Genomic DNA, 25948 nt, shown 5'->3' on the forward strand with positions numbered 1-25948 from the left:
CACCGCTACCTTCGTAAACGCAATGCCTTTTGCGTTAAGGAGACGAGATGGCGCCGCTGCACCCACATCGCGCGTTCTGGCTGATCGCCGCGACCTATGTGATGGTCCTGTTCGCCTCGGCCGCGCCGTCGCCGCTGTATCCCGTCTACCAGCAGCTGTGGGGCTTCTCGTCGCTGACGCTGACCCTGGTCTTCGCGGTCTACGTCGTGACGATGCTGATGAGCCTGCTCACGGTCGGCTCGCTGTCCGACCACATCGGCCGGCGCCCCGTCCTCGCGGTCGCCCTGGCCCTCCTGATCGTCAGCATGGTCCTGTTCGTGGTCGCCGGCGACGTCGGCACCCTGCTCGCCGCCCGCGCCCTGCAGGGCCTCGCAACCGGCGCGGCGATGGGCACCCTGACCGCGACGACCGTCGATCTCCAGCCCACCGCCCGCATGGGTTCGACGATCATCGGCGCGGCCCCCGCCATGGGCCTGGCCGGTGGAGTGGCCGTCGCCGGCCTGCTCGTCGAATACGCCCCGGCCCCACGCATTCTCGTCTTCGAGATCATCCTGGCCCTGTTCGCGGCCCTGCTGATCGCCCTACTCGTGGTCCCGGAGACCGGGGAGCGAGCCGGTTTCGATTCCCGGCGGCACCTCGCAGTGACACTCGCCCCGCAGATCAGTGTGCCCCGGGTCGTCCGCGGAGTGTTCTTCGCCTCGACCCCGGCACTCATCGCGACCTGGTCGCTCGGCGGGCTCTACCTGTCCCTCGGGTCGTCGGTGGTCTCCCGCGTCTTCGGCGTCACCAATCACGGCGCCGCCGGCCTGATCCTGTTCGTGTTCTTCGCCTGCGCGGCGGTCACCTCACTGCTCATCACCGGCCGCTCGTCGACCGTCAAGTCCGCCTTCGGCTATCCCGCCCTGGCGGCGGGCGTGCTGATCTCCCTGTCCGGAGTTCTCGTCGAATCGCTTCCGCTGTACGTGATCGGCTCCGTCGTGGCCGGTTCCGGGTGGGCGGCGACCTTCCTCGGGGCGATGGACAACATCTCGGCCGCCACGCCCCCGGCCCAGCGCGGCCAGGTCTTCTCCTCGGTCTTCGTGGCCAGCTATCTCGCATTCAGCGTGCCGGCGGTCATCGCCGGGATCGTGGTGTCGCACATCGGACTACGCGACACGATCATCGGCTACGTCGGCTACGTGCTGGTCGTCGCACTCATCGGCGCGATCCTGACCATCGTCATGCGCCGCCGCTCACCGGCCGACTACGACGAACCGACCATCCGCATGGCCAGTTCCGCGTAGAAGTCCCCCATCTGCGCCGGCGAGAGCGCACCGTCCTCGCGATACCAGCGCGCGACATCGATTCCCATGGACAGCATCGCGTTGGTGGTGGCGAGTGAATCGGCAACGGCGAAGTCCCCGTTGCCGATCCCGGCGTCGACGATCGCGCGCACCCGTCGGGTGATCTCGCGGCGCATGGCCATCACGGTGTCGAGGTGGTCGGGCGCGAGCGCGTTCAGTTCATAGTTCACCACCCGCCCGCCCACGTGTTCGCGCGCATGGTGCTCGGTGAACGCGTGGACGATCGCCCGCAGCCGGTCACCGGGTGCGGCCGACGGATCGTCGGCGTCGTCGATCGCCGCGAGAATCGCGCGGTGACCCGCGTCGGAGATCTCGAACAGCAGCTCCTCTTTGGAGCGGAAGTGCACGTAGACCGCCGCCGAGCTCATCTGCGCACCGTTGGCGATGTCCCTCGTGGTGGTGCCGTTGAACCCCTTCGCGGCGAACGCCTCGACGGCGGCGCGCAGGAGCCGGGCCCGAGCGGCCATCGGCCGCGCTGGCGACGCCGGATCGGCGGACGGGCCCATCGTCACCCTCTCGAAACGGTCGGACTGGTCATCGCAACGAGCCCGTGATTGACAGCCTCCGGCCCGCGCGGCATAGTGCAACCTATCACTAAGCAAGCGCTTAGTCATTCGTGGCTCGGCCGGGTTTTCCCAGCTGGAGTACACACGGCAGAGGTCATCGCCCGGGGTACGGACACCCTCGACAGGAGTAGAGAAGAACCCATGCAGCTGAAATTCAGTCCTGAAGAAGAGGCCTTCCGCGAGGAATTGCGCGGCATCTTCGCCAAGGTCCCCGAAGACGTTCGCAAGCGGTGCGAAGAGGGCAAGCTCCAGTACCCCGAGGACCTCGTCACCACGACGCGCATCCTCAACGAGCACGGTGTGGCCACCCCGAGCTGGCCGGTGGAACACGGCGGCAAGGACTGGACCCCGATCCAGCACCACATCTACCGCGAGGAGATGAGCCTGGCGTTCGTCCCCGACATGCTGCCGTTCAACGTGGGCATGATCGGTCCGGTCATCGCCCAGTTCGGGTCCCCCGAGCTGAAGGAACGCTTCCTCGCCAAGACCGCCAACCTCGACATCTGGTGGTGCCAGGGCTTCTCCGAGCCCGAGGCCGGCTCCGACCTGGCCTCGCTCAAGACCCGCGCGGTCCGCGACGGCGACGACTACGTCATCAACGGCCAGAAGACGTGGACCACGCTCGGCCAGTTCGCGGACTGGATCTTCTGCCTCGCGCGCACCAATCCCGATGTCAAGAAGCAGGCCGGCATCAGCATGTTCCTGTTCCCGATGGACACGCCGGGCGTCGAGATCCGGCCGATCCAGCTCATCGACGGCAGCTACGAGGTCAACGAGGTCTTCTTCAACGACGTCCGGGTGCCCGCCGAGAACATGGTCGGCGAGGAGAACAGCGGCTGGACGCAGGCGAAGTTCCTCCTCGGCAACGAGCGCAACGGCATCGCCCGCGTCGGCTACACCAAGGCCAAGCTCGCGCGCGCCAAGGAACTCGCCAAGCAGACCCGGACCGCGAAGGGCACCCTGCTCGACGATCCGCTGTTCGCCGCGCGTCTGGCCGAGGTCGAGAACGAACTGCTCGCCCTCGAACTCACCCAGCTGCGTGTCGCCGCGTCGTCGGCCGACGGCAAGCCGAACCCGGCGTCGTCGTTGCTCAAGCTCACCGGCAGCCAGCTGCAGCAGGCCGCCATGGAGCTGATCGCCGACATCGCGGGCCCCGACTCGCTCCCGGTCGCACAGCTCGACGCCTCGGCACCGAACGGCAGCGCCGAGGTGAGCGCTCCCGAGTGGGCCCAGCTCGCCGCGCCGACCTACCTGAACTACCGCAAGGTCACGATCTACGGCGGGTCGTCGGAGGTCCAGCGCCAGATCATCGACAAGGCCGTCCTCGGCCTCTGAGCGCCGACCACGACCTCTTTCCGACCTCACCAAAGGAACACCATGGATTTCGAGCTTTCCGAAGAGCAGGGGATGCTGCGCGACACCGTTCGCGAGGTCCTCACCAAGACCTATGACGTCGAGACGCTGCGCAAGGTCACCGACACCGATCTCGGCTGGAGCGAGAAGGTGTGGAAGTCGCTGGCCGAGATCGGCATCCTCGGCCTGACCTTCCCCGAGGACGAGGGCGGCATGGACGCCGGCCCGGTCGAATTCACCAGTGTCATGACCGAACTCGGCCGTGCGCTGGCCCCCGAGCCCTACCTCGACTCGGTGCTCGTCCCCGGCTCGCTGCTCGGCCTCGCCGACGACGCGACCCGCACCGAGCTGCGGACCGCACTGGCGTCGGGCGAACTGCTGATGGCCTTCGCACACACCGAGCCCGGCGACCGCTGGCCAGAGGCGCGGGTGGAGACCACCGCGTCCGCCGACGGCGTGCTCAACGGCACCAAGAGCCTTGTCGGACATGGTGATTGCGCAGCCAAGCTGATCGTGTCGGCCCGCGACGACAATGGCGTCGGCCTCTACCTCGTCGACGCCGACGCCGAGGGCGTCACCCGGACGCCGTACCGGACGCACGATCGCCGTCGTGGCGCGCAGATCGAGTTCAGCGACGTCAAGGCAACGCGACTGGGCACCGGCGATGCGTCGCAGACGATCGCCGACGCCGAGGTCGGCATCCAGACCGCACTGTGCGCCGAGGCCGTCGGCGCGATGGAACGCAGCCTGGACCTGACCGTCGAATACCTGAAGTCGCGCAAGCAGTTCGGCGTCACCCTGTCGGCTTTCCAGGCCCTCACCCATCGGGCCGCCGACATGTACGTCCAGCTCGAACTCGCGCGCAGCCTCAGCCTCTACGCGACGTCCGCGCTGGCCGATGGGATCGCCGACCCCATCATCGCGTCGCGGGCCAAGCTGCAGATCTGCCGCTCCGCGCGCCTGATCGGTCAGGAAGCGATTCAGATGCACGGCGGTATCGGCATGACCGCCGAATACCCGATCGCGCACTACGTGAGCCGGCTGACGGCGATCAGCCACACCCTCGGCGACGCGGCGGACCATGTGACCCGCCTGGCGGAGAACGTCGACACCTACGACATGCTCAGCGTCGGCTGACACCCCGAATCTCCTCCGGACACGCGCCGGAAGGGGTGCTGCGGAGCTGCGCCCCGGCTACTGTCCTTCAGCGAAGGTCCTTGTGCGCTTCCCGCGTGCGGGCCTTCGCTGAAGTCGTTGTCGGGGCAAGCCCAGTGACGGTGTCGTGAACCGAGAGGGAGCCGGATGGAACTGCTGCGGGACAATCTGGCCGCGGGCGCGTCGTTCAGCCTGGTCGGCATCGCCGTGCTCATCCTCGGATTCGCGGCACTCGACCTGGTGACGCCCGGCCGGCTGCGGCAGCTGGTGTGGATCGAACACAACCGCAACGCGGTGCTTCTGACCACGTCGACGGTCATCGGGCTCGCGATCGTGCTGGTGTGTTCGGTCATCGACACCGAGCTCCTGGAGCTGTGGCGCGCGCTGCTCTACACCGTGGCCTATTCGGTGCTCACGATCGCGGTGATGATGTGGTCGTTCGTGCTGATCGACTGGCTCACGCCCGGGAAGCTCGGGACCCTGCTGTTCGACGGGTCCCCGGGCGACGACCGGACCCCCGACGACGCCGTGACAACCGGCCGCAGAGCCGCCGACGAACATCCCGCAGGCTGGATCACGGCCGCGGTGTTCGTCGCCGTGGGCGCCGTCATCGGGATGACCCTGCTGGTCTGAGTTCGGCGCGACGCCGCTGGTCCACGCGTTTTCCGGGGTTGACTCAGGCACTCGAACATGCTTATTGACCCTCGGCCAACAAGCCCATAGGGTGAGCGACCATGACCGCAGCACTCATCGAGGAATCCATCGACATCGACGCCACGCCCGAGCAGGTGTGGTCGGTGATCGCCGATCTGAAGCGCATGGGCGAGTGGAGCCCCCAGTGCAAGAAGATGATCATCCGCGGCGGAACCGTCGGGTTGGGGACCAAGACCATCAACATCAACCGTCGGGGCCCGCTGGTGTGGCCGACCACCTCCAAGGTCGTCCGCTTCACCCCGAACCAGGAACTCGGTTTCCGGGTCGCGGAGAACCACACCGTCTGGAGCTACACCATCACCCCGAAGGACGCCGGGGTCACGGTCACCGAGCGCCGTGAGGTCAACGGATCGACCACCAAGGTGTCGTCGGTTCTCGTCGACAAGCTCTTCGGCGGAGCCGACTCGTTCGAAGAGGAACTGAAACTCGGGATGGCCGAGACCCTCGGCAAGATCAAGCGCGCCGCCGAGTCCAACTGACCCTTCGAGACGCTCGCAAGCCCGCTCCTCAGGGGGCGGGGAACAACGCTCGCAAGCCCGCTCCTCAGGGCGCGGGGATCAGGTTCCGCTGAGCTTGCCGATGAGCTCGGGGAGGTCGGCGACCGAGTCGATGATGTGGTCGGGGTAGGGCCCGAACTCGTCACGCTGCAACGCATGCAGCGCCTCCTCGCGGAACTTGCCCGTGCGCACCAGCACGCCGATCAGCGCCGCAGCCTGGGCCCCCAGGACGTCGTTGTGCATGTCGTCGCCGACCATCACCACCTGGGTCGGCTCGAGACCCAGGATCTCGGTGGCCGCCCGGAAACCGACCGGCGAGGGCTTGCCGATGGCCTTGATCTTTGCGCCCGAAGCCTTTTCGAGGCCCTCGAGGTACACCCCGGTGTCGATGCTCAGACCGGTCGACGTCGACCAGGTCATCGACCGGTGCATCGCGATCACCGGGACACCGTCGAGCAGCATCTCCAGGACCTTCGACAGCGTCGCGTGGGTGAACACCGAGCCGGCGCCGCCGAGTACCACCACCTCGGCCGTCGCGGGATCGTCGGTCAGCTCCACGCCGGTCATGTCCTCGGCGATCGGTCCCTGGTTGAGCACCCACACCCGCTTGCCCGGGTACGTGACGGCGACGTGTTCGGCGGTCAGCTTGGCCGCCGACAGGATCTCGTCCGGCTTCACCTCGAAGCCGGACGACGTGAGCGCCTCGGCGATCTCACCGCGCGAACGGGACGTCGTGTTGGTCAGGAACATCCGCGGGATGCCCTGGTCGGCGAGTTCGGCGATGACCTCGACCGCGCCCGGCAGCGCCTGCCACGAGGTGACCATCACCCCGTCGATGTCGAGCAGCAGACCCAGCGCCATGCGCACGAATGTAGTCCTCGGGCAGCTGCGTCGCAGGACAGGCTCCGGCCACCGCCGGGACGGCGGTGGCGCCCGCGGCGGCACCTGGCATGCTGAGCGCATGCGTACCGTCGTAGAGCATCAGCGCATCGTCGCGGCGTTGTTCGGCGCGCCCGAACCGTCGACGGTCGCAGTGCCCGAATCGCTGGGTCTCGCCACGTTCACCGACGTCGACGCCCCGCTGTCCCTGCCCGGCTTCGACAACTCCGCGATGGACGGATTCGCCGTGCGCGCCGCCGATCTCGCGGAGGCGAGCACCGATTCACCGGTCACCCTGCCGGTCGCCGCGGACATCCCCGCCGGCCGCACCGACGACCTCACGCTCGAACCGGGGACCGCACACCGCATCATGACCGGCGCCCCGATGCCCGCGGGCGCCGATGCGGTCGTCCCGGTCGAACTGACCGACGCCGTGGTCGGGCCGGTGGCCGCCGCGGCCACCGTCACCTTCACCGCAGCACCCGAGCGCGGCAGGCACATCCGGCGCGGCGGCTCCGACATCGAGTCGGGCACCCGGGCGCTACCGGCCGGCACGGTGATCGGCGCGCCGCAGATCGGCTTGCTCGCCGCACTGGGCATCGCCGAGGTCGCCGTCGCCCGCCGGTTGCGCGTGGTCGTGCTGTCCACCGGCTCGGAGCTCGTCGAGCCCGGAAAACCGCTGCGCCACGGGCAGATCTACGAGTCCAACGGTGCGATGCTGACCGCCGCGGTCAGCGAGGCCGGCGCGATCGGTCGTCACCTGCACTTCGTGCCGGACAACACCGCGGACTTCGCCGCGCGGCTCGACGAGGTCGCCGACGATGCCGATCTGATCATCACCTCGGGCGGCGTCAGCGCAGGCGCCTTCGAGGTGGTGAAGGACGCACTGGCAGCGACCGGGACCGTCGAATTCGTGAAGGTCGCGATGCAACCGGGTATGCCACAGGGCTGCGGCCACTTCCCCTCGTCACACGGGACTCGGGTACCGATCATCACCCTGCCGGGCAACCCCGTCAGTGCGCTCGTGTCCTTCGAGGTGTTCATCCGGCCGGCATTGCGCGCCGCGATGGCCCTGCCTGCCGACCGGGAGCGGGTCGAGGCCCGGCTCGGCGCCGGCATCCGCTCACCCCGCGGCAAACGACAGTTCCTGCGCGGCGTACTCGACGCAGGCCACCTCGACGGGACCGTCGGGGTCGATCCGATCGGCCCACCCGCCTCCCATCACCTGCGCTACCTGGCCGAGGCCGACGCGCTGATCGACATCCCCGCCGACGTCGAGGCGGTCGAGGCGGGAGCCCTGGTGGAGGTGCTGGTCCTGCGCTGACGACGAGGCCCGCGGTGGCGGCGCTCTAGAGTGGACGCCGATGCACCCGGCGATGGGGTGCGCACCGAGTACCCGGCCTGGACACAGGCCAGAGGAGGTTGATCGTGGCCCGACGTCCGCGTCCGGACGGCTCCGGTGACACCGGCCGTGTCGCCCATTTTCTCGATCTGGCCCGAGAGACCATCCCCCCGATCCACCCGGCAGGTGTGCCGTTCGTCGCCGCTCCGGCCGCCGTCGCCCTCCTGGGTCGCAGGCACCGCTGGATCGCCCGGCCGGCCGCGCTGACCGCCGGGGCGTGCGCGGCCTTCTTCCGGCATCCGAAGCGGGTCACGCCCAGCGAGCCCGGCGTGGTGGTCGCACCCGCGGACGGGACCATCGCCCTCGTCGACGAAGCCGTCCCGCCCGCCGAGTCCGGCCTGGGCACACAGCCGCTGCCCCGGGTCTCGACCTTCCTGTCGATCTTCGACGTGCACGTGCAGCGCGTGCCGATCGCGGGCACGGTGACCACCGTGACCCACACGCCCGGTGCATTCGTCTCCGCCGACCTGCCCGAGGCCAGCCGTGACAACGAGCGCACCACGATGACCATCCGCACCACCGCCGCAGACGGCGCACCCGGCCCCGAGCTGGCGGTCGTGCAGATCGCCGGTCTCATCGCCCGTCGGATCGTGTGCGAGCCGTCGGTCGGGGACTCGCTGGCGATCGGCGAGACCTACGGGCTGATCCGATTCGGCTCGCGCGTCGACGTCTACTTCCCCGCCGGCACCCGGCCCCGCGTCTCGGTCGGCCAGCGCGCGGTCGGCGGCGAGACCCCGTTCACGTACCTGGACCAGTGAACTCCGGCCCGGTGAACCCGACCGACATGACCTCATCCTCCACGAACTCCGGGCGCCGACGCCCCGGCTCGCGCACCGCGCGCATCCCGACCGCGCGCTCGGCCAGCCGGCACGCACAGGCACATCCAGTTCCGCGGGAGCCGGAGCGTCGGCGTCTGCGCCGCCAGGCACAGGCCGGCCGCATCGTCATCCCGTCGTCGCTGACGATCCTCGCGATCTGCGCAGGCCTCACGGCCATGCGATCGGCGATCAACGGCGACGTCGACACCGCGATGGCACTCCTGGTCGCGGCCGCGTTCCTCGACGGCATCGACGGCCGGGTCGCACGCCTGATGGGAGCGACGAGTCGCATCGGCGCCGAGATCGACTCGCTGGCCGACGCGATCAATTTCGGCGTGGTCCCGGCGATGATCATCTACTTCCACTTCATCGACGGTCACGACCTCGGCTGGGTGCTCGCGCTGATCTACTGCTGCGCCATCGTGTTGCGACTGGCGAGGTTCAACACCCTGCTCGACGACGACGAAGCACCCGCTTACACCAAGGACTTCTTCGTCGGCGTCCCCGCGCCCGCCGCGGCGATCTGTGCGCTCCTGCCCATCGGGCTGGAGCAGCAGTTCGGCGACGGATGGTGGACGTCGCTGCCGGCCGTCGGCGGGTGGCTGATCTTCGTCGCCTTCCTGGCCGTCAGCCGCGTCCCGACCTCCTCGCTGAAGACCGCGTCGATCCCGGCCCGCGCGGTGGCCGGCCTGCTGGTGCTCGTCGCCGCAGCCGCGGCACTGCTGGTGACCTTCCCGTACGTGCTGATGATGATCGCCATCGCCGGATACGTCCTGCACATCCCGTACGCGTGGCGAGCGCGACGCTGGGTCGCCTCCCGGCCCGAACACTGGGACGACAAACCGGCCGAACGTCGCGCCCAGCGTCGCGCCCTGCGCACGGCGTCTCCCGGTGGTCGGCGCCGACGGCCGGTCATCAACTCGCTCGGCCGCCTGGGCCTGAACCGCCCCACCGGCCCCGGTGTCGCGGCAACCCGCACAAGCGGCGAGACGACCGAAAGCGAGCCCGAATGAGCACGCCCGCCTCCCTCACTCTGACGGCCCGGCACAATCCCTCGGCGGCCGAGGCGCGGCGCGGCATCATCCGGGTACATCCCGAGGTGCTGACGGCTCTGTCGCTGCGGGAATGGGACGCGGTGTCGATCACCGGCGCGCGCGTCACGGCAGCCGTGGTGGCCGCGACCGAGGCGACCGCACCGACCGGGGTGGCCCTTCTCGACGAGATCGCCTTCTCCAACGCCGGTGTCCGCGAGAACTCCACGGTCGTGCTCGCGCCCGTCGCGGTGCAGGGTGCCAACCGCGTGGTGGTGAGCGGTTCGGCGCTGGCCACCCAGTCGATCACCGAGTCGACGCTGCGCCGCGCGCTGCTGGGGAAGGTCCTGTCCGTCGGAGACGCCGTCTCGCTGCTCCCCCGCGACCTCGGACCCGAACTCGCCGCCACCGAGGCCACGCGCGCGCTGGCCCGATCGGTCGGGATCACCTGGACCACCGAGTTGCTGACCGTCACGGCGACCGAGCCCGGCCCAGCCGCCGACGGGGCGGGGTCGGCGCCGGTGAGCGTGCAGACCAACACAGCCGTGTTGTGGTCGACGACCGCGGGCGAGGTCCCCCCGCTCGGCGACCGGACCGGTTCCGGCTCGCCGCGGATCCCCGGCGCCCTCGGCATGGTGTCGGATTCCGAATGGCGCCCGCAGCCGGGCGCCGCGGCCGGCCCTGTCCGCGAGCCCGTCCGGGAGCCCGACGTACCGGTCCGCCCGGTGTCGGAGCTCGTCGGCGTCGACTCCCAGATCACCAAGCTCACCGAGTGGCTGACCATCACCCTCGACGAGCCGGAAGTGCTGCGCACCCTCGGTGCGACGCCGCGTCTCGGCGTCCTGGTCACCGGCCCGGCCGGCGGTGGCAAGGCGACACTGGTGCGCTCGGTGTGCGCATCACGCACGCTGGTCGCGGTCGACGGCCCGACCGTCGGCGCGACGGAGGCCACCACCCGCCTGCGGACGGTGGCCGACGCGGTGGCCCGCGCACGATCGGCAGGCGGGGTGCTCCTGATCACCGACGTCGACGCGCTGCTGCCCGCCGAACCCGAGCCGGTCGCCGCCCTCATCCTCGACGAGCTGCGCACCGGCATCGCCGACGGCCGCATCGCGCTCGTCGCGACCACCGCCGAGCCGGTACGCCTCGATGCCCGGTTGCGCGATCCATCACTCTGTGACCGCGAACTGGTCATCGGCCTCCCCGACGCCGCGACCCGGGCGCGACTGCTGTCGGCGATCCTGTCGAACGTCCCGACCGACGGCGATCTCGACCTCACGTCGGTCGCGTCCCGCACGCCCGGTTTCGTCGCCGGGGATCTCGCCGCGCTGGCCCGCGAGGCCGCGCTCCGTGCCGCGACGCGCGCGAGTTCCGAGAAGTCCGCGCCCTCGCTGCGCACCGAGGATCTCCTCGGCGCCCTCGACGTCATCCGGCCGGTGTCCCGTTCGGATTCCCCCGAGGTCGCGCTGGGTTCGATCACCCTCGCCGACGTCGGCGACATGGTCGAGACCAAACAGGCGCTGACCGAAGCGGTCCTCTGGCCGCTGCAGCACCCCGACACCTTCGCGCGACTCGGCGTCGACCCGCCGCGTGGAGTGCTGCTGTTCGGCCCGCCGGGCTGCGGCAAGACCTTCGTCGTCCGCGCACTCGCGGCGTCGGGTCAGCTCTCGGTGCACACGGTCAAAGGCGCCGAGCTGATGGACAAGTGGGTCGGATCGTCGGAGAAGGCGGTGCGGGACCTGTTCGCCCGCGCCCGCGAGTCGGCGCCCTCGCTGATCTTTCTCGACGAGGTCGACGCGCTGGCCCCGCGCCGCGGTCAGTCCACCGACTCCGGTGTCGGCGACCGCGTGGTCGCCGCCCTGCTCACCGAACTCGACGGCGTCGAACCACTCCAGGATGTCGTCGTACTCGGTGCGACGAACCGCCCCGACCTCATCGACCCGGCGCTCCTCCGGCCCGGGCGGCTCGAACGACTCGTCTTCGTGCCGCCACCCGACGCCGACGCCCGCGGGGACATCCTGCGGGCCACCGGTCGCGACGTCCCGCTCGACGGCATCGACCTCGACGAGCTGGCCACCGATCTCGAGGGGTACTCGGCGGCGGACTGCTCGGCGCTGCTGCGCGAGGCCGCGCTGTCGGCCATGCGTCGCGACATCGACGCCGCCGCGGTGACCGTGGCCGACGTCGACGAAGCCCGCAAGCGGGTCCGGCCGTCGCTCGATCCGGCGCAGGTCGCCGACCTCAAGGCCTACGCCGAGCGTCGGCTCGACTGACGTCAACCGCCGTCGACTGGGCGGGCTTTCCCGTCGACTGTGCGGGCTTTCCCGTCGACTGGGCAGCCTTTTTCGTCGACTGGGCGGCCTTGTCCGTCGACTGGGCAGATTCTCTCGTCGACCGTCCCGGCCGGACGCACAGTCGACGAGATCTCCTGCCCAGTCGACGGAATTGCCTGCCCAGTCGACGAATGTGGCTGCTGACGGGAACCGGGTGAGTCCCGGAACACACCCGGAATAACCTCCGATAGTTGTTGGTTGCAACCATCACGCTTTATAGTTGCATCAATCAACCAATCGGGTGCGTCACCATGCGCACCGATTCGCCGCCCGCGCGGTCTCCTCGTCGCGGGCCGCTTTCTTTCTCGGAGGTTTGTTCTATGAGTGCACCCGCATCCGCGGTGGCGCCGGTCGAAGACGTGCCGATGACTCATCGTCAGAAGATCGAGGCCCTCATCGGCCTCCTGCTCGGCATGTTCGTCGCATTCCTGTCATCGACCGTGGTGTCCAACGCCCTGCCGACGATCATCACCGATCTGCACGGCACCCAGGATCAGTACACGTGGGTCATCACCGCGACATTGCTCGCGTCCACGGCGACCACGCCCATCTGGGGCAAGTTCGCCGACCTGGTCAGCAAGAAGCTGCTGGTGCAGGGCGCGCTGTTCCTGTTCACCCTGGGTTCGGTCCTCGCCGGACTCTCCACCTCGGTCGACATGCTGATCGGCTTCCGCGTCATCCAGGGTCTGGGCCTCGGCGGTCTGCAGGCGCTGGTCGTGATCGTCGTCGCGACGATGTTCAGCCCGCGCGAGCGCGGCCGGTACCAGGGTCCGATGGCCGCGGTGATGTCCGTCGCGACCGTCGCCGGTCCGCTCATCGGCGGCGTCATCGTCGACACCAGCTGGCTCGGCTGGCGCTGGACGTTCTACGTCTGCGTCCCGCTCGCCATCCTCGCCCTGCTCGTCATCCAACGCACGCTGAACGTCCCGGTCGTCCGCAAGAAGGTCAGCATCGACTACCTCGGCGCCGCGCTGATCGCGTCCGGAGTCAGCACCCTGCTCATCTGGGTCACGCTCGCCGGTAAGAACTTCGACTGGGCCTCGCTGACGTCGTACGGACTGGTAGCACTCGGCATCGCGCTGCTCGCCGCGGCCGTCTTCGTCGAGTCGAAGGTGTCGAGCCCGATCATCCCGCTGCACATCTTCCGGGACCGCACCACGACCCTGGCGACTCTCGCCAGCGTGGGCGTCGGAGTCGCCCTGTTCGGCGGCGCGGTGTTCCTCGGGCAGTACTTCCAGATCGCGCGCGGCTACTCGCCGACCGCGGCCGGCCTGCTGACGCTGCCGATGGTCATCGGCTCGATGCTCTCGGCGACCGTGTCGGGCAACCTGATCACCCGGTACGGACGCTGGAAGCGATTCCTCGTGGCCGGTGCCGCCATGATGACGATCGGCTTCGGCCTGCTCGCGACGATCGACGCCCACACCAACATGGTCGTGGTCGGTGTGTTCCTCTTCATCCTGGGCTGCGGCATGGGTATGACGATGCAGAACCTGGTCCTCGCGGTGCAGAACAACGTCAGCCCCGACAACCTCGGTGCGGCGACCTCGACGGTGACCTTCTTCCGCTCACTCGGCGGTGCCGCGGGTGTGTCGGTGCTCGGCGCGATCCTGTCCAACCACGTCACCGACCTCATCGCGAAGGGCCTCGGCGCTCTGGGAATCGGGTCCGGACAGACCGGTGGCGGCGGGGCCGGCCTGGCCAACCTGAACGAACTGCCTGCTCCCATCGCAGCGATCGTCCGCGGCGCATACGGCGACGGAACCGCTCGGATCTTCCTGGTCGCGGCGGTCATGGCGGCGCTGAGCTTCATCGCCATCACGCTCATCAAGGAGGTCGCCCTCAAGACGATGAGCAGCGACGAGGAACGGCGCGCGCAGGAGGCTGCCGCCGCCGACGTGGCCGTTCCCGCAGCCGTGGCACCGTCCGCGGTCGGTCCCGTCGCGGAGGAGGCCTCCGCCGGCGAGACGCGAACAGGCGACGCCACCCACGCGCGATGAACACCATCGCCGTCGGGGTGGACCTGAGTCCCGAATCCGAGGCGGCCGCCCGTTGGGCGGCCGCCTCGGCCCGCGTCGGGGACCGCCTGGTGCTGATCCACGGATTCGCGGCCGCCGCAGCGCTGCAACCGCTCAGCGAGTTCGAGCTCGACTTCGATGTGACCGCGACGCGACGGGCAGCGGTCGCCCACCTGTCCGCGGTGGCCGCCCGCCTCGGCACGCACCATCCCGGCCTGCGCATCGACACCGTGGTCGAGCACGACTTCGCGATTCCGCTCCTCACCCGTCTGTCGGACCAGGTGGACCTGATGGTCGTGGGCCACCACCGGCCCGGGCTGATCGAGCGACTCACCACCGGGAGCATCAGTTCCGCACTCTCGGCGCGGTCGCACTGTCCCGTCGTGACGGTCCCGTACGGCAACCTCGCCACCGGCGGTCCGGTCGTCGCCGCGATCGACGCCGAGGCCCCCTCCGATCTCGCACTGTCGGCCGCGTTCGAATACGCCGTTGTCACCGGGAGCCCGGTGGCGGTCGTGTGCGCGGTACCCGACGCGGCCCCGCCTGCTCAGATCGAGTCCGTCTACGCGCGGGCCGACGCACTGCTCGAACCGTGGCGACGGCGCTTCCCCGACTGTGCCACCACGCTGCAACTGGTCAACGGCAATCCGTCCCGGGCCGTCCGGGAGGCGGTACCGCAGGCATCGTTGCTCGTCGTCACCCGTCCGCGCGCCGGGAGCACCTTCGCCGCCTGGGCGGGATCGGTGGCACGCGCGGCGCAGCATCACACACGCTGCCCGATAGCGATCGTGGACCACAGCCGGACGTCCTGACGGCCGTCACCCAGCCACGGCGAGACCATCGAAACGGCAGGCCCACATGGACATCCACGGCACCTGAAACTACTCTTGTTAGGTCCGTTCAGGCAGCGTGGAGAGGTGGGACATGGCACGGCCGTCCAAGCCGTTGATCAGCCGCAAGGCAGCCGTGATGGCGTCCATCGAGATCATCGACTCCGAGGGCCTCGACGCGTTCAGCCTGCCCCGGCTCGCGAAACACCTCGGGGTTCGCGCCCCCTCCCTCTATCACCACTTCGACGACAAGAACGAGATCCTCACCGAGGTCGCGCGCTACATCGCGGGCACCGCGGTTCGGCGACCGCGGATGAATCCCGGACCCGATTGGCCGGAGTTCTTCGTGGCCCTCGCTCTGAACTTCCGGCAGTCGATCCTGCGGCATCGCAACGCGGCACCGGTCCTGCTGCAGCACCTCCCGCGTGATCTCTTCACGTCGACCTACGAGGACACCGCCCAGTTCCTGCTGGACTCCGGCGTACCCGTGGACCTGCACGTCCGCATCCTCGACGGCATGGAGACCCTGTCGATCGGCGCGGTCCTGATGGAGGCGATGCGGCCGCCGCGCCCCAAGTCGGCGATCTTCCCGAATGTCTCCGCGGAGTCGCAACCTCTTCTGGCGCAGGCCCTGTCGAGCAACGAACTCACCCAGCGTCAGCTCTTCGAGGGGATCGTGCGCAGCTTCCTGCACGGAATCATCCGTGACCACCATCTGCCGGCCCCGGATGCGGAGCCCGCACCCGCAGGGTGACCGGAGGCGCAGCGCTTGCGCTTGTCGCATCCCTCGACGATCACCGGTCGACTCTTCACAGATCGAGCACCAGTCTCGGCGTGCAGCTCCGGGACACACAGACCATCATGCAGTCGTTCGCGGCCTGCTCGGCCTCGGACAGCACCGAGTCGCGATGGTCGGGTACACCGTCGAGAACGACCTGCTCGCACGTTCCGCAGGTACCCTCGCGGCACGAGAAGTCCACATCGACTCCGCTGTCGAGCAGGGCGTCGAGGACTGTCTCGTCGGCCGCCACCGCCACCGTGCGGCCGCTGCGATCGAGAACAACCTCGAACGCTTCGTCGGCCGGCTCACCCTCGTGCCGAGTGGTTTTGGGAGCGAACCGCTCGACGTGCAGTTCGATGTCGGGTCGGGTGCGGCAGACCTCCTCGATCGCGGCGAGGAGCGGTTCCGGCCCGCAGCAGTAGACGGCCGCGCCGGCCGGGACCTCGCTGACCGCCAGGTCGAGATCCAGGAGCCCGAACTCGTCCTGCGGTCGCAGCGCGACACGTTCGGGATGCTGGTGCGCCAGCACGTCACCGAACGCCATGCCGGACGAGGTGCGGCCGCCGTACAGCAGCGTCCACTCCGCACCCCGCCCGTGCACCTCGGCGATCATCGGTTTCAGCGGGGTGATCCCGATCCCGCCCGCGACGAAGAGGTAGGCCGGCGCATCCACGAGCGGAAAGTTGTTGCGTGGCCCTTTGACCGCGACCAGGTCCCCCACGGCCACGTCGTCGTGCACGCGCGACGAGCCGCCCCGGCCGGCGGGTTCGCGCAGGACGGCGATCCGCAACCGGTCTCGATCTGTCACGTCGCCGCACAGCGAGTACTGGCGGATCAGGTCGTCACCCAGGATGAGGTCCAGGTGCGCGCCGGGTTCCCATGCGGGGAGGGACTTCCCGTCCGGATCGACCAGCGTGAGCGACACCACCCCGTCGGCCTCCACCTCTTTCGCGGCGACGCGCAACTTGGCGTCGTCGAGGAACTCGGTGGCGGTCAGGACCTCACTCATTCGGCTTTCCCATCCTCACAACGGCGCCCGCCCGGTCCGGACGGTGCTCATCGGAACGCCGGCGGCGGGCTCGTGGTGGCTCCGACCTGATAGCAGGAATGCACGTCCTCCTGCTCGAAGGCGAGCAAGCGGCACATCCGCACCGCACCGGCGTCGTCCGGATCGATCCGTAACTGGGAGACCTGGACCCCGGCGTCGCGTTGCCGCGCCAGCGCCGCGGTCAGCAACGTGGTCCCGAGCCCGAGACCCCGAGCCTTCTCCGACAGGACGAGCGCGTGGATGCGCGCGGTCCGCAGTTCGAGGTGGACACGATGTTTCGTTGTGTACCAGACGAACCCGAGGACATTGCCCTCGTCGTCCCGCGCGTCGACGACGGTCCCGCCGCCACGGCGGAGGTCGGCGGACACGCGGTCGTGGTGTCGTTCGGGCAGTTGTGCGGCCGAGAGCACCTGTTCGATCGCGGGGTCGTCGACGACGAGGTCGCGCGGGTCACCGAGAGTGACCCCGTCCGGAACCTCGGTCTCGTCGAGGGGAAGCGCGAACGGCCCGGCCAGATGACGGGCGAGGCTCCACTGCCTGCTCACCGCGGGAACGCCGAATCGTCTCGTCAACCTTCCCGATGCCGGGTGCGTGGCGTACGCCCAACACCGGAGTGCCTTGGCTCCGGTGCGTTCCCACCCGCCGGCTCCGGACACGTCCAGACCCATCTCCTCCACCAGCAGGGTCGTGACCCCGCGTGAACGGTAGTCGGGGTGGACGACGTAAGACACCGTTCCCACGCCGTCGGCGTCGACCGACAGATGAAGGTAGGCGACGATCACCATCGGGACGTCGTCGAGCGGACTGAGGTCACGGCGGGCCTTGATCGGCAGATGCGCGACGGTCCCCACGCCTGCGCCCGACTCCCGGACGGTGTCCGGATCGATCGACGAGAAGCCGGCCTCTTCGTCGTACTCGGCTGCGGCACTGATCAGATCAAGTACTTCGTCGAGCTCGGCGCCGGTCAGTTCCGGACGCCATTCGTAGGTGATCACTGTGCACTCCTGTCAAGCGGGCTGGAGGACTCCGTCGGCGACGAGCCGGCTGTACTCGTCGTCGGTGAGTCCCAGGATCCCGACTGCGATCTCGTGTGTGTCGGCACCGGGCAGCGGAGCCGGACGCAACGGCGCGTCGGGTATCGATCCGAATCGGGCCACCCGCACTGCGGTCGGCAGCGACGCCGGGAGCATCGGGTGTGCGAGCCTGGTGTACGCGTCGCGGTCGAGAAGATGCGGGTCGGTGAGCAAGTCGGGTAGCCGGAGCATTGCGCCCGCCGGTACCCCCGCCTCCTGCAGGAGCGTCATCGCCTCGGCCGGCGTCCGCTCCGCGAGCCAGCTCGCGAGCACCTTGTCTGCTTCCGCCCGGTTCTCGACCCGGTCGGCCCACCGGGCGAACCGGGGATCGTCGGCGAGGTCGTCCCGTCCGATCAGCGCCGCCAGGCCGCGCCACTCGCGGTCGTCGCGGACCGACACCACGACCCACTCGTCCTCCCCCGCACAGGGATAGACGCCCGACGGTGCCGCAAACGGGTCGGCGTTGCCCTCCGCCCGCACCGATCCGGGCGCGAGCGACTCGCGTGCCAACTGACCGCCGAGGGCGACGAGCGCGGCATCGGCCTGGGCGATCTCGATGTCGGTGCCGTGTCCGTGGGACCCCCGGGCGATCAACGCCGCCAGGACTGTCACCGCACTGACCTGAGCGCCGATGTGGTCGGGATAGACGGTGGACCCGTCACACAGGCCGGGATCGTCGTCGGAGTAGCGCCAGAGCGACGACACCCCGCATGCTGCGCGGACGAGAGGCCCGTATCCGAGCCGGGTGTTCCACGGACCGACGCTGCCGAAGGCACTTCCCTCGGCGACGATGATCCGTGGATTCACCTGGCGGAGTTCGTCATACCCGATGCCCATCGCATCGAGCGTGCCGGGCTTGAAATTGGCGAGGACCACGTCGGCCTCGGTCGCGAGTCGGCGGAAGAGATCCTTGCCGTCCGCAGTCCGCAGGTTCAGCCCCAGCGACCGGCGATTGCGATGGCCCCAGGCCACCGATGGCGACAGGGTGTTCGGGCGCTTCGACTGTCGCAGCCCGTCCGGGAATTCGCGGTTCTCGACCTTGATGACGTCGGCGCCGTGGTCGGCGAACTGCCTGCCGAGTTCGGCCCCGAAGACGACGACGCCGAGATCGAGAACGCGGAGGCCGGCGAACGGGTGGCTGCCTGGCGCGGAGCCGGGCGACGATCCCCGCGGGCCGCGCCGCCCCGGCCATGAGGGCTCGAGAGCGTCGTCCGCTGCGGGCGCACGATGACGGAACCCGGCGCGCTGCCCCCCGATCCGCGCATATCCGGACGGGATCCGCGCGTGGATCTCCGGACCGATCTCGGCATCGACCAGGGTTCCGGCGGCGATGAAGTGATCGTTGTCGAGCACCTCGCCGATCCGGAGTACGCCGCCGATCGGGATGCCCCGAGCCGCCCCTTCGGCGACCAGCTCGTCGCGTGTCCGATCGGCGAACAGTTGCTCGATCAACGGATGCAATCGGTCGGCCGCGGCGAACCGTGCCGGGATGGTGTCGAAGGCCGGATCGGCGAACTCGTCGGGTTCGCCCAGCCACGCGAACATGGCGCGCCATTGACGCTTGGCCAGCAGACAGATTCGTACCTGGCCGTCCGCGCATCGGAGGACGGGGTAGAAGTTCGCGGCATCGGGGCGGTCACGCGGAAAGTCGTCGCGCCGACCCGCCGCGGCGGACCCCTGGACGCCGAAGCCGGGGTCGAAGCCGTGGACCACCGATTCGAACGCCGAGATCTCGACCAGCTGACCGGCGCCGGTACGGATCCGGTCGAAGTGGGCGAGCAGCGCAGACCACGCGGCGTGCACGCCGACCGCCTGTTCGACGAGTCCGGGCGGCGGGAGGAGCGGCTCGCGACCGGGCTCACCGGACCGCGAGAGCACCCCGCTCATCGCGTAGATCACCGATTCGGTGGCGTTCCAGTTCCGGTACGGACCGCTCCGGCCGAATCCGCTGAGGGTCAGCACGACGAGCGCAGGATGCGCGGCGGCCAGTTCGTCAGGGTCGAGACCTGTTTCCCCCGTGGATGACTCGACGAGGATGTCGGCCTCGGCGACCAGGTCGTCGAACCGCGCACGTCCGGAGTCGGTGCCGAGGTCGAGGACGACGACCTTCTTGTTCGCGTTGTTGAGCGCGAACGGGATGCTCGTCCCGGCCTCGATCGGTTCGGCGTGACGCGACCGGGATCCCCCCGGACGTTCGACGCGCACGACCTGCGCACCGAGGTCCGCCAGGAAACGGCCGCACGATTCGCCGAGCCCGTCGGTCGCGTCGACGACCCGGACGTCCGACAGCGGCAGATCGCTCATGTCTCTCCTGTCGAGGTTCGTGTTGCTGGTTGCCGTCTCGCGGTCCGATGCGGAGTCGCCGGTCATCGGGTGGCGAAGTAGATCGACTTGGCGGACACGTACGGTGCCAGGCCCTCGGGGCCGAGTTCCCGTCCGAGGCCCGACGCCTTCACACCACCGAACGGTGCCGCGAGATCGAGGGCGTAGTGGTTGACCCCGACCGTGCCGGTGTGAATGCGGTCCGCAATGGCGAGGCCTCGGGCCTCGTCGGTGGTCCACACCGTGCCGCCGAGTCCGTACTCGGAGTCGTTGGCGATGCGGATCGCGTCGTCCTCGTCGATGTACTCGGTGATGGTGAGGACGGGACCGAAGATCTCCTCCTGCGCGATCGACGCGGAGTTGTCGACACCGACGAACACGGTCGGTTCGACGAACCACCCCTGTGCCCGATCGGCCGGCACGCCGCCGCCGGTGGTGATCCGGTATCCCGCCGCCCGCCCGGCTTCGACATGACCGAGCACCCGGTCGCGTTGCGCCGCGCTGACGAGCGGCCCGATCGCGGTCGCCTTGTCCAGCGGATCGCCGACCCGGAGAGTGCGGACGGTCTCGGTCACCGCTTCGACGACATCGTCGAAGCGGTCCCGGGGTGCGAGTATGCGGGTGCTGGCGTGGCATGTCTGCCCGTTGTTCACCAGCGAGACGTCGAGCAGGTGTCGCGAGAACTCGTCGAGATCGGCGTCGTGGGCGACGATCGCGGCGGACTTGCCGCCGAGTTCCAGCGTCACCGGTCGCAGCAGCGCACCGCAGACCTCGCCGATGGCGCGCCCCGCCGCGGTCGAACCCGTGAACGCGACCTTGTCGATTCCGGGATGCCGGACCAGGTAGGCCCCCGCTTCGCGTTCGGCCGGGACGATGTTGAGGACACCCTCGGGGAGGCCGGCCTCCTGCGCGGCGTCGGCGAACACGAACGCGTCGAGCGCCGTCTCCGGCGCCGGCTTGAGCACGATCGTGCAGCCCGCCGCGAGAGCCGGCGCGATCTTCATCGCCGCCAGCGGCTGGGGGTAGTTCCACGGGGTGATCGCCGCGACCACGCCGACCGGCTCACGGCGGACGACGGTGCGCCCACCGAACGCGCTGGGACGCACATCCTCGGCGTCGCCGGCGCGGATCAGGTTCGCGTAGTACGACAGCATCGCCGCCGGGCCATATCCGTTGACCGACTTCGACAACGCGATGGGCATCCCGTTCTCGCGGCTGACCAGCTGTGCGGTGTCGCGCGCACGTACCGTCAGCGCGGCGGCGAAGCGGTCGAGGACATCGGCGCGCTCGTCGGGGCCCATCGACCGCCAGGGTCCGGACAGCGCCGAGCGCGCCTCGCCGACCGCACGATCGATGTCGGCCGGTCCCGCCAGCGCGCTTCTGCCCAGCGGCTTCTCGGTGGCCGCCTCGATGACGTCGTACCCGGTGCCCGACTCCGCCGGTGTCCACCGTCCACCGAGGAACAGGGCGTCTCGCTCGAACATGTCTTCTCCCGGTCAGTAGTGTGTCGGAGGTGTCGCGTCCGTGCTACACGGTGTCGGTGTGGCCGAACAGCACCGAACTCACGAGCGGCGCCATCGGGCCACCGATGAACAGCGATGTGCGCGCGTCGGCAACCTGATTGGTGGACGTGCCGCGGATCTGACGGACGGCTTCCACCGCCAGGTTCAGCCCGTTGATGAACGAATCCGCCAGGTTGCCGCCGCTGGTGTTCACCGGCAACTTCCCGTGGGGCGCGGTCAGATTGTCCACTGTCATCACGGTGCCCGCAGCCTCGCCGGGCGGGCACAACCGATGATCGATCAGTGCGGCCACGGCCGGACCGCTGAAGTTCTCGTACACCTGGACGACGTCGACATCGTCCGGACCCAATCCCGCTGACGCCCAGAGACGTTCGGCGACACCGGGTTTCCCATTGTTTGCGGGACCGAACCCGGCTGTCGAATACTGGGCGTCGTTGTCGACCCGTTCGCAGAAGCCACCCGGCGCGCCCTGTGCGCCGGCGAGTACGAACGCCGGGTCACGACGGAGATCACGCGCGCGGTCGGAACCGACGAGAACCAGTGCGACCGCGCCGTCACTCTCCCTCGAGCAGTCGTAGAGATGGAAGGGTTCGGCGATCAGTCGCGAGGACTCGTAGGTCTCCTCGTCGAGCGGTTTGCCGTGACCCTGCGCTGTCGGATTCTGCTGCGCGTGCTGGTACGCGGCCAGGACCAGCGACCGCATCGCCGATCGAGGTACGCCGTCGTGCTCGAGCATGCGCTGGGTACGCATGGCGCAGATCTGCGCAGGCGACCCGACACCATGCGCGAGGAAGTGAGATCCGTAGTGATACTTGGCATACCCCAGTCGACCGGTGTCGGCCTGGGACATCGCGCGGTACACGACGACGCACTGCGCCTGGCCCGATGCGATGGCGACGGCCGCATTCGTGATCGCGGCCGCCACGCTTCCGCCACCGCCGCCCCACATCATGTTCGACCAGCGGAGCTCGTCGATCATCAGTGCCGCACCGAGGATCGGCCCATCGTTGGAACCGCCCGCATACGAGACGAATCCGTCGATCTCGCGGGGCGACACCCCGGCGTCGGAGCAGGCGTCGAGGATCGCCCGGATCGTCATCTGCTGCTCGGTGAACGGCGACTGTCCACGCTTGTAGTGCATTTCGGAGACGCCGACCACGGCGGCGCCACCACGGATTCCATTGCTCATCGGTGCGCTCCGTCGGTCGGCTCGGCCCGTTGCCAGCGGAGAAGCGGCCACGGTTGAGCCGGATGCTCCTCGAAGACGCCGACGACGCGGTCGCCGATACTCGGTGTGCGTTCGAGATCGTCGGTCAGCAGGCCGAGCACCCGCCGGCCATCCGTGTCGTCGAGTTCCACGAGCACGCTGACGTACGGGAGCCGATCGGCCAGTTCCTCGATGTACGGATACCAGCTGCGACTCCAGCTGTAGATCGTGCCGACGGGTTGGACTGCCTCCCAGCCGATGTCGAACGAGTGGCAGGTCCCGCACACCGACTGGGGACTCCAGATCCAGGTCGCACAGGTCCGGCAGCGCTGGAGGCGTAGTTCCTTTTCGGACAATCCATCCCAGTACGGCCGGTCCAGCCCGTCCGCGGTGGGACCCCAGGGGACGTCGACAGTCGTCATCGCGCCGACTCGGGCACGAAGTTCTCCAGCCCGCCGGCGAACCAGTTGCCGTCCCGGCGCTCCCAGATGGACCGCAGACCGATCTCACGTCCTTCGGTGGTGTAGACGGTCTCCCCGATCATGCGGTCGCCGTCGGCCCGGACGCCGACGATCCGGTGCGCATCCACCGCGCCGCGCGGGACGTCGACACCGTCGAACACCGCCGGGATGTTCTCTTGGATCATCTCGGCCACCGCGGCTTTCATGTCCCCTTCGACCACGTGCCCGACATGCTGCTCGTAGCGCGCCCGGAAGTCATCCAGTTCGCTCATCGTTGTTCCTCCTCACCGGCGGGCCGAGCCCGTCGTCATGGCATAAACCTTACGGCTTTAGTTATATGGCGTCAATCGAGATGCGCGGAGCCGTCCGCGGCGACGCGCACCCGTCGTGCCTGCGCCTCGGTGGTCGCGAGTTCGTCCAGGTCGCCGCGGTCGGTGACCACGGCCAGGGTGCGGCCGCCACCGCGAATGCGACCGGCGACGAATGCCCGCTCCGGGGCTCCGGTCCGGTCGTACGCCACGGTCCAGGTCTCGAGATCGGCCGCGCCCTCGTGAGAATCGATCACCTCGACCGGCGGTTCGGCGCCCGACCAGGCCTCCTGCACCGTCTCGGCGACGTCGCGCCGGCGAAAGCCGGCCGCGGGCGGTTCGGTCGAGTACACGCCGAACGCGTGCTTCGTCAGGTACCCGCTGTTCGCGGTCACCATGCCGAAGGCGCCGGGCGATCCGCGCAGCCTGGTGGCCACCGCGGCGATCGCGTGCGTGCTGTAGTTGTTCCACGGACCGCCCGCGAAGGTGAGACCGCCGGTACATGTCAGCGGACGACTCGGATCATTCACGGGCACCCCGATTTCGCGGGCAGCGACCTGCACGGCGGAGGGGAAGCACGAGTAGATGTCGAGGTGCTCGATGTCCTCGATGCCGATGCCGGCGAGTTCGAGCGCTCGGGCCGCGCCGATCCGGATCGGTGCCGAACCGTCCAGGGCGGGACGTGCCGCGATCGCATCGGTGTCCCGGGACTCGGTTCCACTGTGCGGGAACACCCAGGACGAGCTGGGCACTCCCAATCGTCTCGCGGTCTCGACCGAGCACATCACGAGCGCCGCGCCCTGGTCGACCATGTTGTTGGAGTTCAACAGCTTCGGGTAGGGAGACGAGATCAGGCGATTGGCGTCGGTCGGGGTCGTGATCTCCGCCGGCGCGTACCTCCGCCGGTTCCACGCGTGCGGGTTGTCCGCGGCGACCTCGCTGAACGACGACCACAGCTCACCGAGGAGCTTGTCGTGCTCGGCGGCACTCCTGCCGGCACCGATGCGCAGCGCCTGCTCGAACAGCGGATAGACGAATGACGGCCGGTCCAGCCCGATACGCCGCTCGCTCTCCGCCTCCATTGGGACATCGGGGACGATGATCGGCGCGGATGGCACCGTGTCATCCTGCCGCGCCCAGTCCGGCCGCTCCCCCCTGGCGCGGAGCTTCATCCGCGTACGCCAGGCTTCTGCACCCCCGATGAGGATGACATCGGCGCGGCCCGCAGCGATGTCCTCGGCCGCGCCGTTGACCAGCACCTGCGGCGTACTGCCGCCGTTGCCGGTGTAACCGGTGTGCCGCGGATGCGCCCCGATCCGTTCGGCCACCAGGGCACCCGGGTCGCGGTAACGCCAGGAGAGGAGCCCGACGACGCGGATGGAGTCGACCGATTCGAGGAGGCGCGACGTCCCGGCCTCGGCAGCCGCCTCGCGCGCCGCACGGGCGAGGAGTTCGACCGGTTCGACACCGCCGTCGTGAGCGGTGACCTGCCCACCGCCGACGAGGACGGGGGTGCGTGGATCGATGGTCATGAGTGGCCTGCCTTCAATCGACTCCGACGGTCGGCGACCGCCCACTGCACAAATCTAACTCCGATAGATAATTGGCCGCAATCCGCCCCTCGTGGATTGCGGCCGGCCGGAGTCAGACCCGCGGAAGCACCTCGGTGGGCGCGTCCTGCCACACCCGGTCGTCTCGCCGGCGGTCCGCGACATCGGCCGCGTGGGCGCGGTTCTCGCCGCGGATTCGGTCTTCTTGTTCCTGGCTGCGCCGGATCGCCTCCTGGGCGTTCTCCGGCAACTCGGGCAGCATCGCGTGCACCCGCTCGCGGTGCCGCGCGATCGCCTTGCGCTCGGGCATCCCGGGATTGGGCTGCACCTGCGGGATGATCTCGGTGAAGTCCTCCTTGGTACCACCACCGGATATACCCGCGGCCTGCATCGCCTCTTCCTGCTTCTGCACCGCCTCGTCCTTCTCCTCGGACATACCGATCGGACCGAACCGGTCACCGGAGAGGAACTGCTTGACCACGGGCTGCTCCGAGGTCAACAACTGCTCACGCGGACCGAACATCACCAGCTCCTTGCGGAACAACATGCCGATGTTGTCCGGGATCGTCCGTGCGATGTTGATGTTGTGCGTCACGATCAGGATCGTCGCGTCGATTTGGGCATTGATGTCGATCAACAACTGCGAGATGTACGCCGTACGCACCGGATCCAGACCCGAGTCCGGCTCGTCACACAGGATGATCTGCGGATCCAGCACCAACGCCCGCGCCAACCC

General features: G+C 69.1%; 23 protein-coding genes. 12 read left to right on the forward strand and 11 right to left on the reverse strand.

Going from position 1 to position 25948, the window contains the following annotated elements; translation table 11 throughout:
- Nucleotides 1–47: 47 nt before the first annotated feature.
- The gene (locus tag CA982_RS03050) at nucleotides 48–1283 is read left to right on the forward strand and encodes an MFS transporter (RefSeq protein ID WP_086533862.1); all 1236 of its coding nucleotides are present in this window, start codon (nucleotides 48–50) and stop codon (nucleotides 1281–1283) included.
- On the opposite strand, the gene CA982_RS03055 is transcribed toward CA982_RS03050, so the two are convergent.
- Nucleotides 1244–1849 carry a TetR/AcrR family transcriptional regulator gene (locus tag CA982_RS03055; protein WP_208617868.1) on the reverse strand — a complete coding sequence of 202 codons (606 nt, stop codon included), beginning with the start codon at nucleotides 1847–1849 and terminating at the stop codon, nucleotides 1244–1246. The genes CA982_RS03050 and CA982_RS03055 overlap by 40 nt on opposite strands.
- 201 nt (nucleotides 1850–2050) lie before the next feature.
- Here CA982_RS03055 and CA982_RS03060 point away from each other — a divergent pair, with 201 nt between their 5' ends.
- From CA982_RS03060 to CA982_RS03075, 4 genes are all read left to right on the forward strand, one after another.
- Entirely contained in the window at nucleotides 2051–3244 is a 1194-nt protein-coding gene (locus CA982_RS03060; protein ID WP_086533864.1) for an acyl-CoA dehydrogenase family protein, read from the forward strand.
- Between the two features lie 42 nt (nucleotides 3245–3286).
- Entirely contained in the window at nucleotides 3287–4399 is a 1113-nt protein-coding gene (locus tag CA982_RS03065; RefSeq protein WP_086533865.1) for an acyl-CoA dehydrogenase family protein, read from the forward strand.
- Between the two features lie 165 nt (nucleotides 4400–4564).
- Nucleotides 4565–5050 carry a DUF350 domain-containing protein gene (locus CA982_RS03070; RefSeq protein ID WP_086533866.1) on the forward strand — a complete coding sequence of 162 codons (486 nt, stop codon included), beginning with the start codon at nucleotides 4565–4567 and terminating at the stop codon, nucleotides 5048–5050.
- A gap of 101 nt (nucleotides 5051–5151) precedes the next feature.
- Nucleotides 5152–5610, forward strand: coding sequence for an SRPBCC family protein (locus tag CA982_RS03075; protein ID WP_086533867.1), 459 nt, complete (start codon nucleotides 5152–5154; stop codon nucleotides 5608–5610).
- A 78-nt stretch (nucleotides 5611–5688) separates the two neighbouring features.
- Here CA982_RS03075 and CA982_RS03080 read toward each other — a convergent pair whose 3' ends face one another.
- Nucleotides 5689–6489 (reverse strand): HAD-IIA family hydrolase, encoded by an 801-nt coding sequence (locus CA982_RS03080; RefSeq protein WP_086533868.1) that lies wholly within the window; start codon nucleotides 6487–6489, stop codon nucleotides 5689–5691.
- A 100-nt stretch (nucleotides 6490–6589) separates the two neighbouring features.
- Between CA982_RS03080 and moeA the strand changes: the two genes are divergently transcribed.
- The 7 genes from moeA (at nucleotide 6590) to CA982_RS03115 (ending at nucleotide 15693) form a co-directional block, all read left to right on the forward strand.
- Nucleotides 6590–7831, forward strand: a complete 1242-nt coding sequence (moeA, locus tag CA982_RS03085; RefSeq protein WP_086533869.1) for a molybdopterin molybdotransferase MoeA — start codon at nucleotides 6590–6592, stop codon at nucleotides 7829–7831.
- A gap of 104 nt (nucleotides 7832–7935) precedes the next feature.
- Nucleotides 7936–8667, forward strand: a complete 732-nt coding sequence (locus tag CA982_RS03090) for a phosphatidylserine decarboxylase (protein WP_086533870.1) — start codon at nucleotides 7936–7938, stop codon at nucleotides 8665–8667.
- 26 nt (nucleotides 8668–8693) lie between these two features.
- Nucleotides 8694–9740 (forward strand): CDP-alcohol phosphatidyltransferase family protein, encoded by a 1047-nt coding sequence (locus tag CA982_RS03095; RefSeq protein WP_244176109.1) that lies wholly within the window; start codon nucleotides 8694–8696, stop codon nucleotides 9738–9740.
- Entirely contained in the window at nucleotides 9737–12031 is a 2295-nt protein-coding gene (locus CA982_RS03100; RefSeq protein WP_086533872.1) for an AAA family ATPase, read from the forward strand. Before CA982_RS03095 ends, CA982_RS03100 begins: the two co-directional genes overlap by 4 nt.
- Before the next feature lie 380 nt (nucleotides 12032–12411).
- Nucleotides 12412–14091 (forward strand): MDR family MFS transporter, encoded by a 1680-nt coding sequence (locus CA982_RS03105; protein WP_086533873.1) that lies wholly within the window; start codon nucleotides 12412–12414, stop codon nucleotides 14089–14091.
- A complete protein-coding gene (locus tag CA982_RS03110) occupies nucleotides 14088–14921 on the forward strand; it encodes a universal stress protein (protein ID WP_086533874.1) in 834 nt (277 codons plus the stop codon). The genes CA982_RS03105 and CA982_RS03110 overlap by 4 nt, the downstream gene beginning before the upstream one ends.
- A 112-nt stretch (nucleotides 14922–15033) precedes the next feature.
- The gene (locus tag CA982_RS03115; RefSeq protein WP_086533875.1) at nucleotides 15034–15693 is read left to right on the forward strand and encodes a TetR family transcriptional regulator; all 660 of its coding nucleotides are present in this window, start codon (nucleotides 15034–15036) and stop codon (nucleotides 15691–15693) included.
- A gap of 55 nt (nucleotides 15694–15748) precedes the next feature.
- On the opposite strand, the gene CA982_RS03120 is transcribed toward CA982_RS03115, so the two are convergent.
- The 9 genes from CA982_RS03120 to CA982_RS03160 all read right to left on the reverse strand — a co-directional run.
- Nucleotides 15749–16729, reverse strand: a complete 981-nt coding sequence (locus tag CA982_RS03120; protein WP_086533876.1) for a PDR/VanB family oxidoreductase — start codon at nucleotides 16727–16729, stop codon at nucleotides 15749–15751.
- Nucleotides 16730–16776: 47 nt separating this feature from the next.
- Complete coding sequence (locus tag CA982_RS03125; protein ID WP_086533877.1) at nucleotides 16777–17763, reverse strand: GNAT family N-acetyltransferase; 987 nt, start codon at nucleotides 17761–17763, stop codon at nucleotides 16777–16779.
- A gap of 12 nt (nucleotides 17764–17775) precedes the next feature.
- Nucleotides 17776–20145 carry a CaiB/BaiF CoA transferase family protein gene (locus CA982_RS03130; RefSeq protein WP_086533908.1) on the reverse strand — a complete coding sequence of 790 codons (2370 nt, stop codon included), beginning with the start codon at nucleotides 20143–20145 and terminating at the stop codon, nucleotides 17776–17778.
- A 62-nt stretch (nucleotides 20146–20207) separates the two neighbouring features.
- Nucleotides 20208–21647 (reverse strand): aldehyde dehydrogenase, encoded by a 1440-nt coding sequence (locus tag CA982_RS03135; RefSeq protein ID WP_086533878.1) that lies wholly within the window; start codon nucleotides 21645–21647, stop codon nucleotides 20208–20210.
- 43 nt (nucleotides 21648–21690) lie between these two features.
- Entirely contained in the window at nucleotides 21691–22875 is a 1185-nt protein-coding gene (locus CA982_RS03140) for a thiolase C-terminal domain-containing protein (RefSeq protein ID WP_086533879.1), read from the reverse strand.
- Nucleotides 22872–23315, reverse strand: a complete 444-nt coding sequence (locus tag CA982_RS03145; RefSeq protein ID WP_086533880.1) for a Zn-ribbon domain-containing OB-fold protein — start codon at nucleotides 23313–23315, stop codon at nucleotides 22872–22874. Before CA982_RS03145 ends, CA982_RS03140 begins: the two co-directional genes overlap by 4 nt.
- The gene (locus CA982_RS03150; RefSeq protein WP_086533881.1) at nucleotides 23312–23626 is read right to left on the reverse strand and encodes a hypothetical protein; all 315 of its coding nucleotides are present in this window, start codon (nucleotides 23624–23626) and stop codon (nucleotides 23312–23314) included. Before CA982_RS03150 ends, CA982_RS03145 begins: the two co-directional genes overlap by 4 nt.
- Nucleotides 23627–23697: 71 nt before the next feature.
- Nucleotides 23698–25194, reverse strand: coding sequence for an acetyl-CoA acetyltransferase (locus CA982_RS03155; RefSeq protein ID WP_086533882.1), 1497 nt, complete (start codon nucleotides 25192–25194; stop codon nucleotides 23698–23700).
- Nucleotides 25195–25306: 112 nt separating this feature from the next.
- Nucleotides 25307–25948: ATP-binding cassette domain-containing protein (locus CA982_RS03160; protein ID WP_482793319.1), on the reverse strand; the 642-nt coding region annotated here is incomplete at its 5' end.

The organism is Gordonia lacunae (assembly GCF_002149015.1).
Lineage (GTDB): Bacteria > Actinomycetota > Actinomycetes > Mycobacteriales > Mycobacteriaceae > Gordonia > Gordonia lacunae.

Coding starts and splice junctions, on each gene's coding strand:
- CA982_RS03050 (WP_086533862.1), top strand. CDS start 48: ATGGCGCCGCTGCACCCACATCGCGCGTTCTGGCTGATCGCCGCGACC.
- CA982_RS03055 (WP_208617868.1), bottom strand. CDS start 1,849: ATGGGCCCGTCCGCCGATCCGGCGTCGCCAGCGCGGCCGATGGCCGCT.
- CA982_RS03060 (WP_086533864.1), top strand. CDS start 2,051: ATGCAGCTGAAATTCAGTCCTGAAGAAGAGGCCTTCCGCGAGGAATTG.
- CA982_RS03065 (WP_086533865.1), top strand. CDS start 3,287: ATGGATTTCGAGCTTTCCGAAGAGCAGGGGATGCTGCGCGACACCGTT.
- CA982_RS03070 (WP_086533866.1), top strand. CDS start 4,565: ATGGAACTGCTGCGGGACAATCTGGCCGCGGGCGCGTCGTTCAGCCTG.
- CA982_RS03075 (WP_086533867.1), top strand. CDS start 5,152: ATGACCGCAGCACTCATCGAGGAATCCATCGACATCGACGCCACGCCC.
- CA982_RS03080 (WP_086533868.1), bottom strand. CDS start 6,489: ATGGCGCTGGGTCTGCTGCTCGACATCGACGGGGTGATGGTCACCTCG.
- moeA (WP_086533869.1), top strand. CDS start 6,590: ATGCGTACCGTCGTAGAGCATCAGCGCATCGTCGCGGCGTTGTTCGGC.
- CA982_RS03095 (WP_244176109.1), top strand. CDS start 8,694: ATGACCTCATCCTCCACGAACTCCGGGCGCCGACGCCCCGGCTCGCGC.
- CA982_RS03100 (WP_086533872.1), top strand. CDS start 9,737: ATGAGCACGCCCGCCTCCCTCACTCTGACGGCCCGGCACAATCCCTCG.
- CA982_RS03105 (WP_086533873.1), top strand. CDS start 12,412: ATGAGTGCACCCGCATCCGCGGTGGCGCCGGTCGAAGACGTGCCGATG.
- CA982_RS03110 (WP_086533874.1), top strand. CDS start 14,088: ATGAACACCATCGCCGTCGGGGTGGACCTGAGTCCCGAATCCGAGGCG.
- CA982_RS03115 (WP_086533875.1), top strand. CDS start 15,034: ATGGCACGGCCGTCCAAGCCGTTGATCAGCCGCAAGGCAGCCGTGATG.
- CA982_RS03120 (WP_086533876.1), bottom strand. CDS start 16,729: ATGAGTGAGGTCCTGACCGCCACCGAGTTCCTCGACGACGCCAAGTTG.
- CA982_RS03130 (WP_086533908.1), bottom strand. CDS start 20,145: ATGAGCGATCTGCCGCTGTCGGACGTCCGGGTCGTCGACGCGACCGAC.
- CA982_RS03135 (WP_086533878.1), bottom strand. CDS start 21,647: ATGTTCGAGCGAGACGCCCTGTTCCTCGGTGGACGGTGGACACCGGCG.
- CA982_RS03140 (WP_086533879.1), bottom strand. CDS start 22,875: ATGAGCAATGGAATCCGTGGTGGCGCCGCCGTGGTCGGCGTCTCCGAA.
- CA982_RS03145 (WP_086533880.1), bottom strand. CDS start 23,315: ATGACGACTGTCGACGTCCCCTGGGGTCCCACCGCGGACGGGCTGGAC.
- CA982_RS03150 (WP_086533881.1), bottom strand. CDS start 23,626: ATGAGCGAACTGGATGACTTCCGGGCGCGCTACGAGCAGCATGTCGGG.
- CA982_RS03155 (WP_086533882.1), bottom strand. CDS start 25,194: ATGACCATCGATCCACGCACCCCCGTCCTCGTCGGCGGTGGGCAGGTC.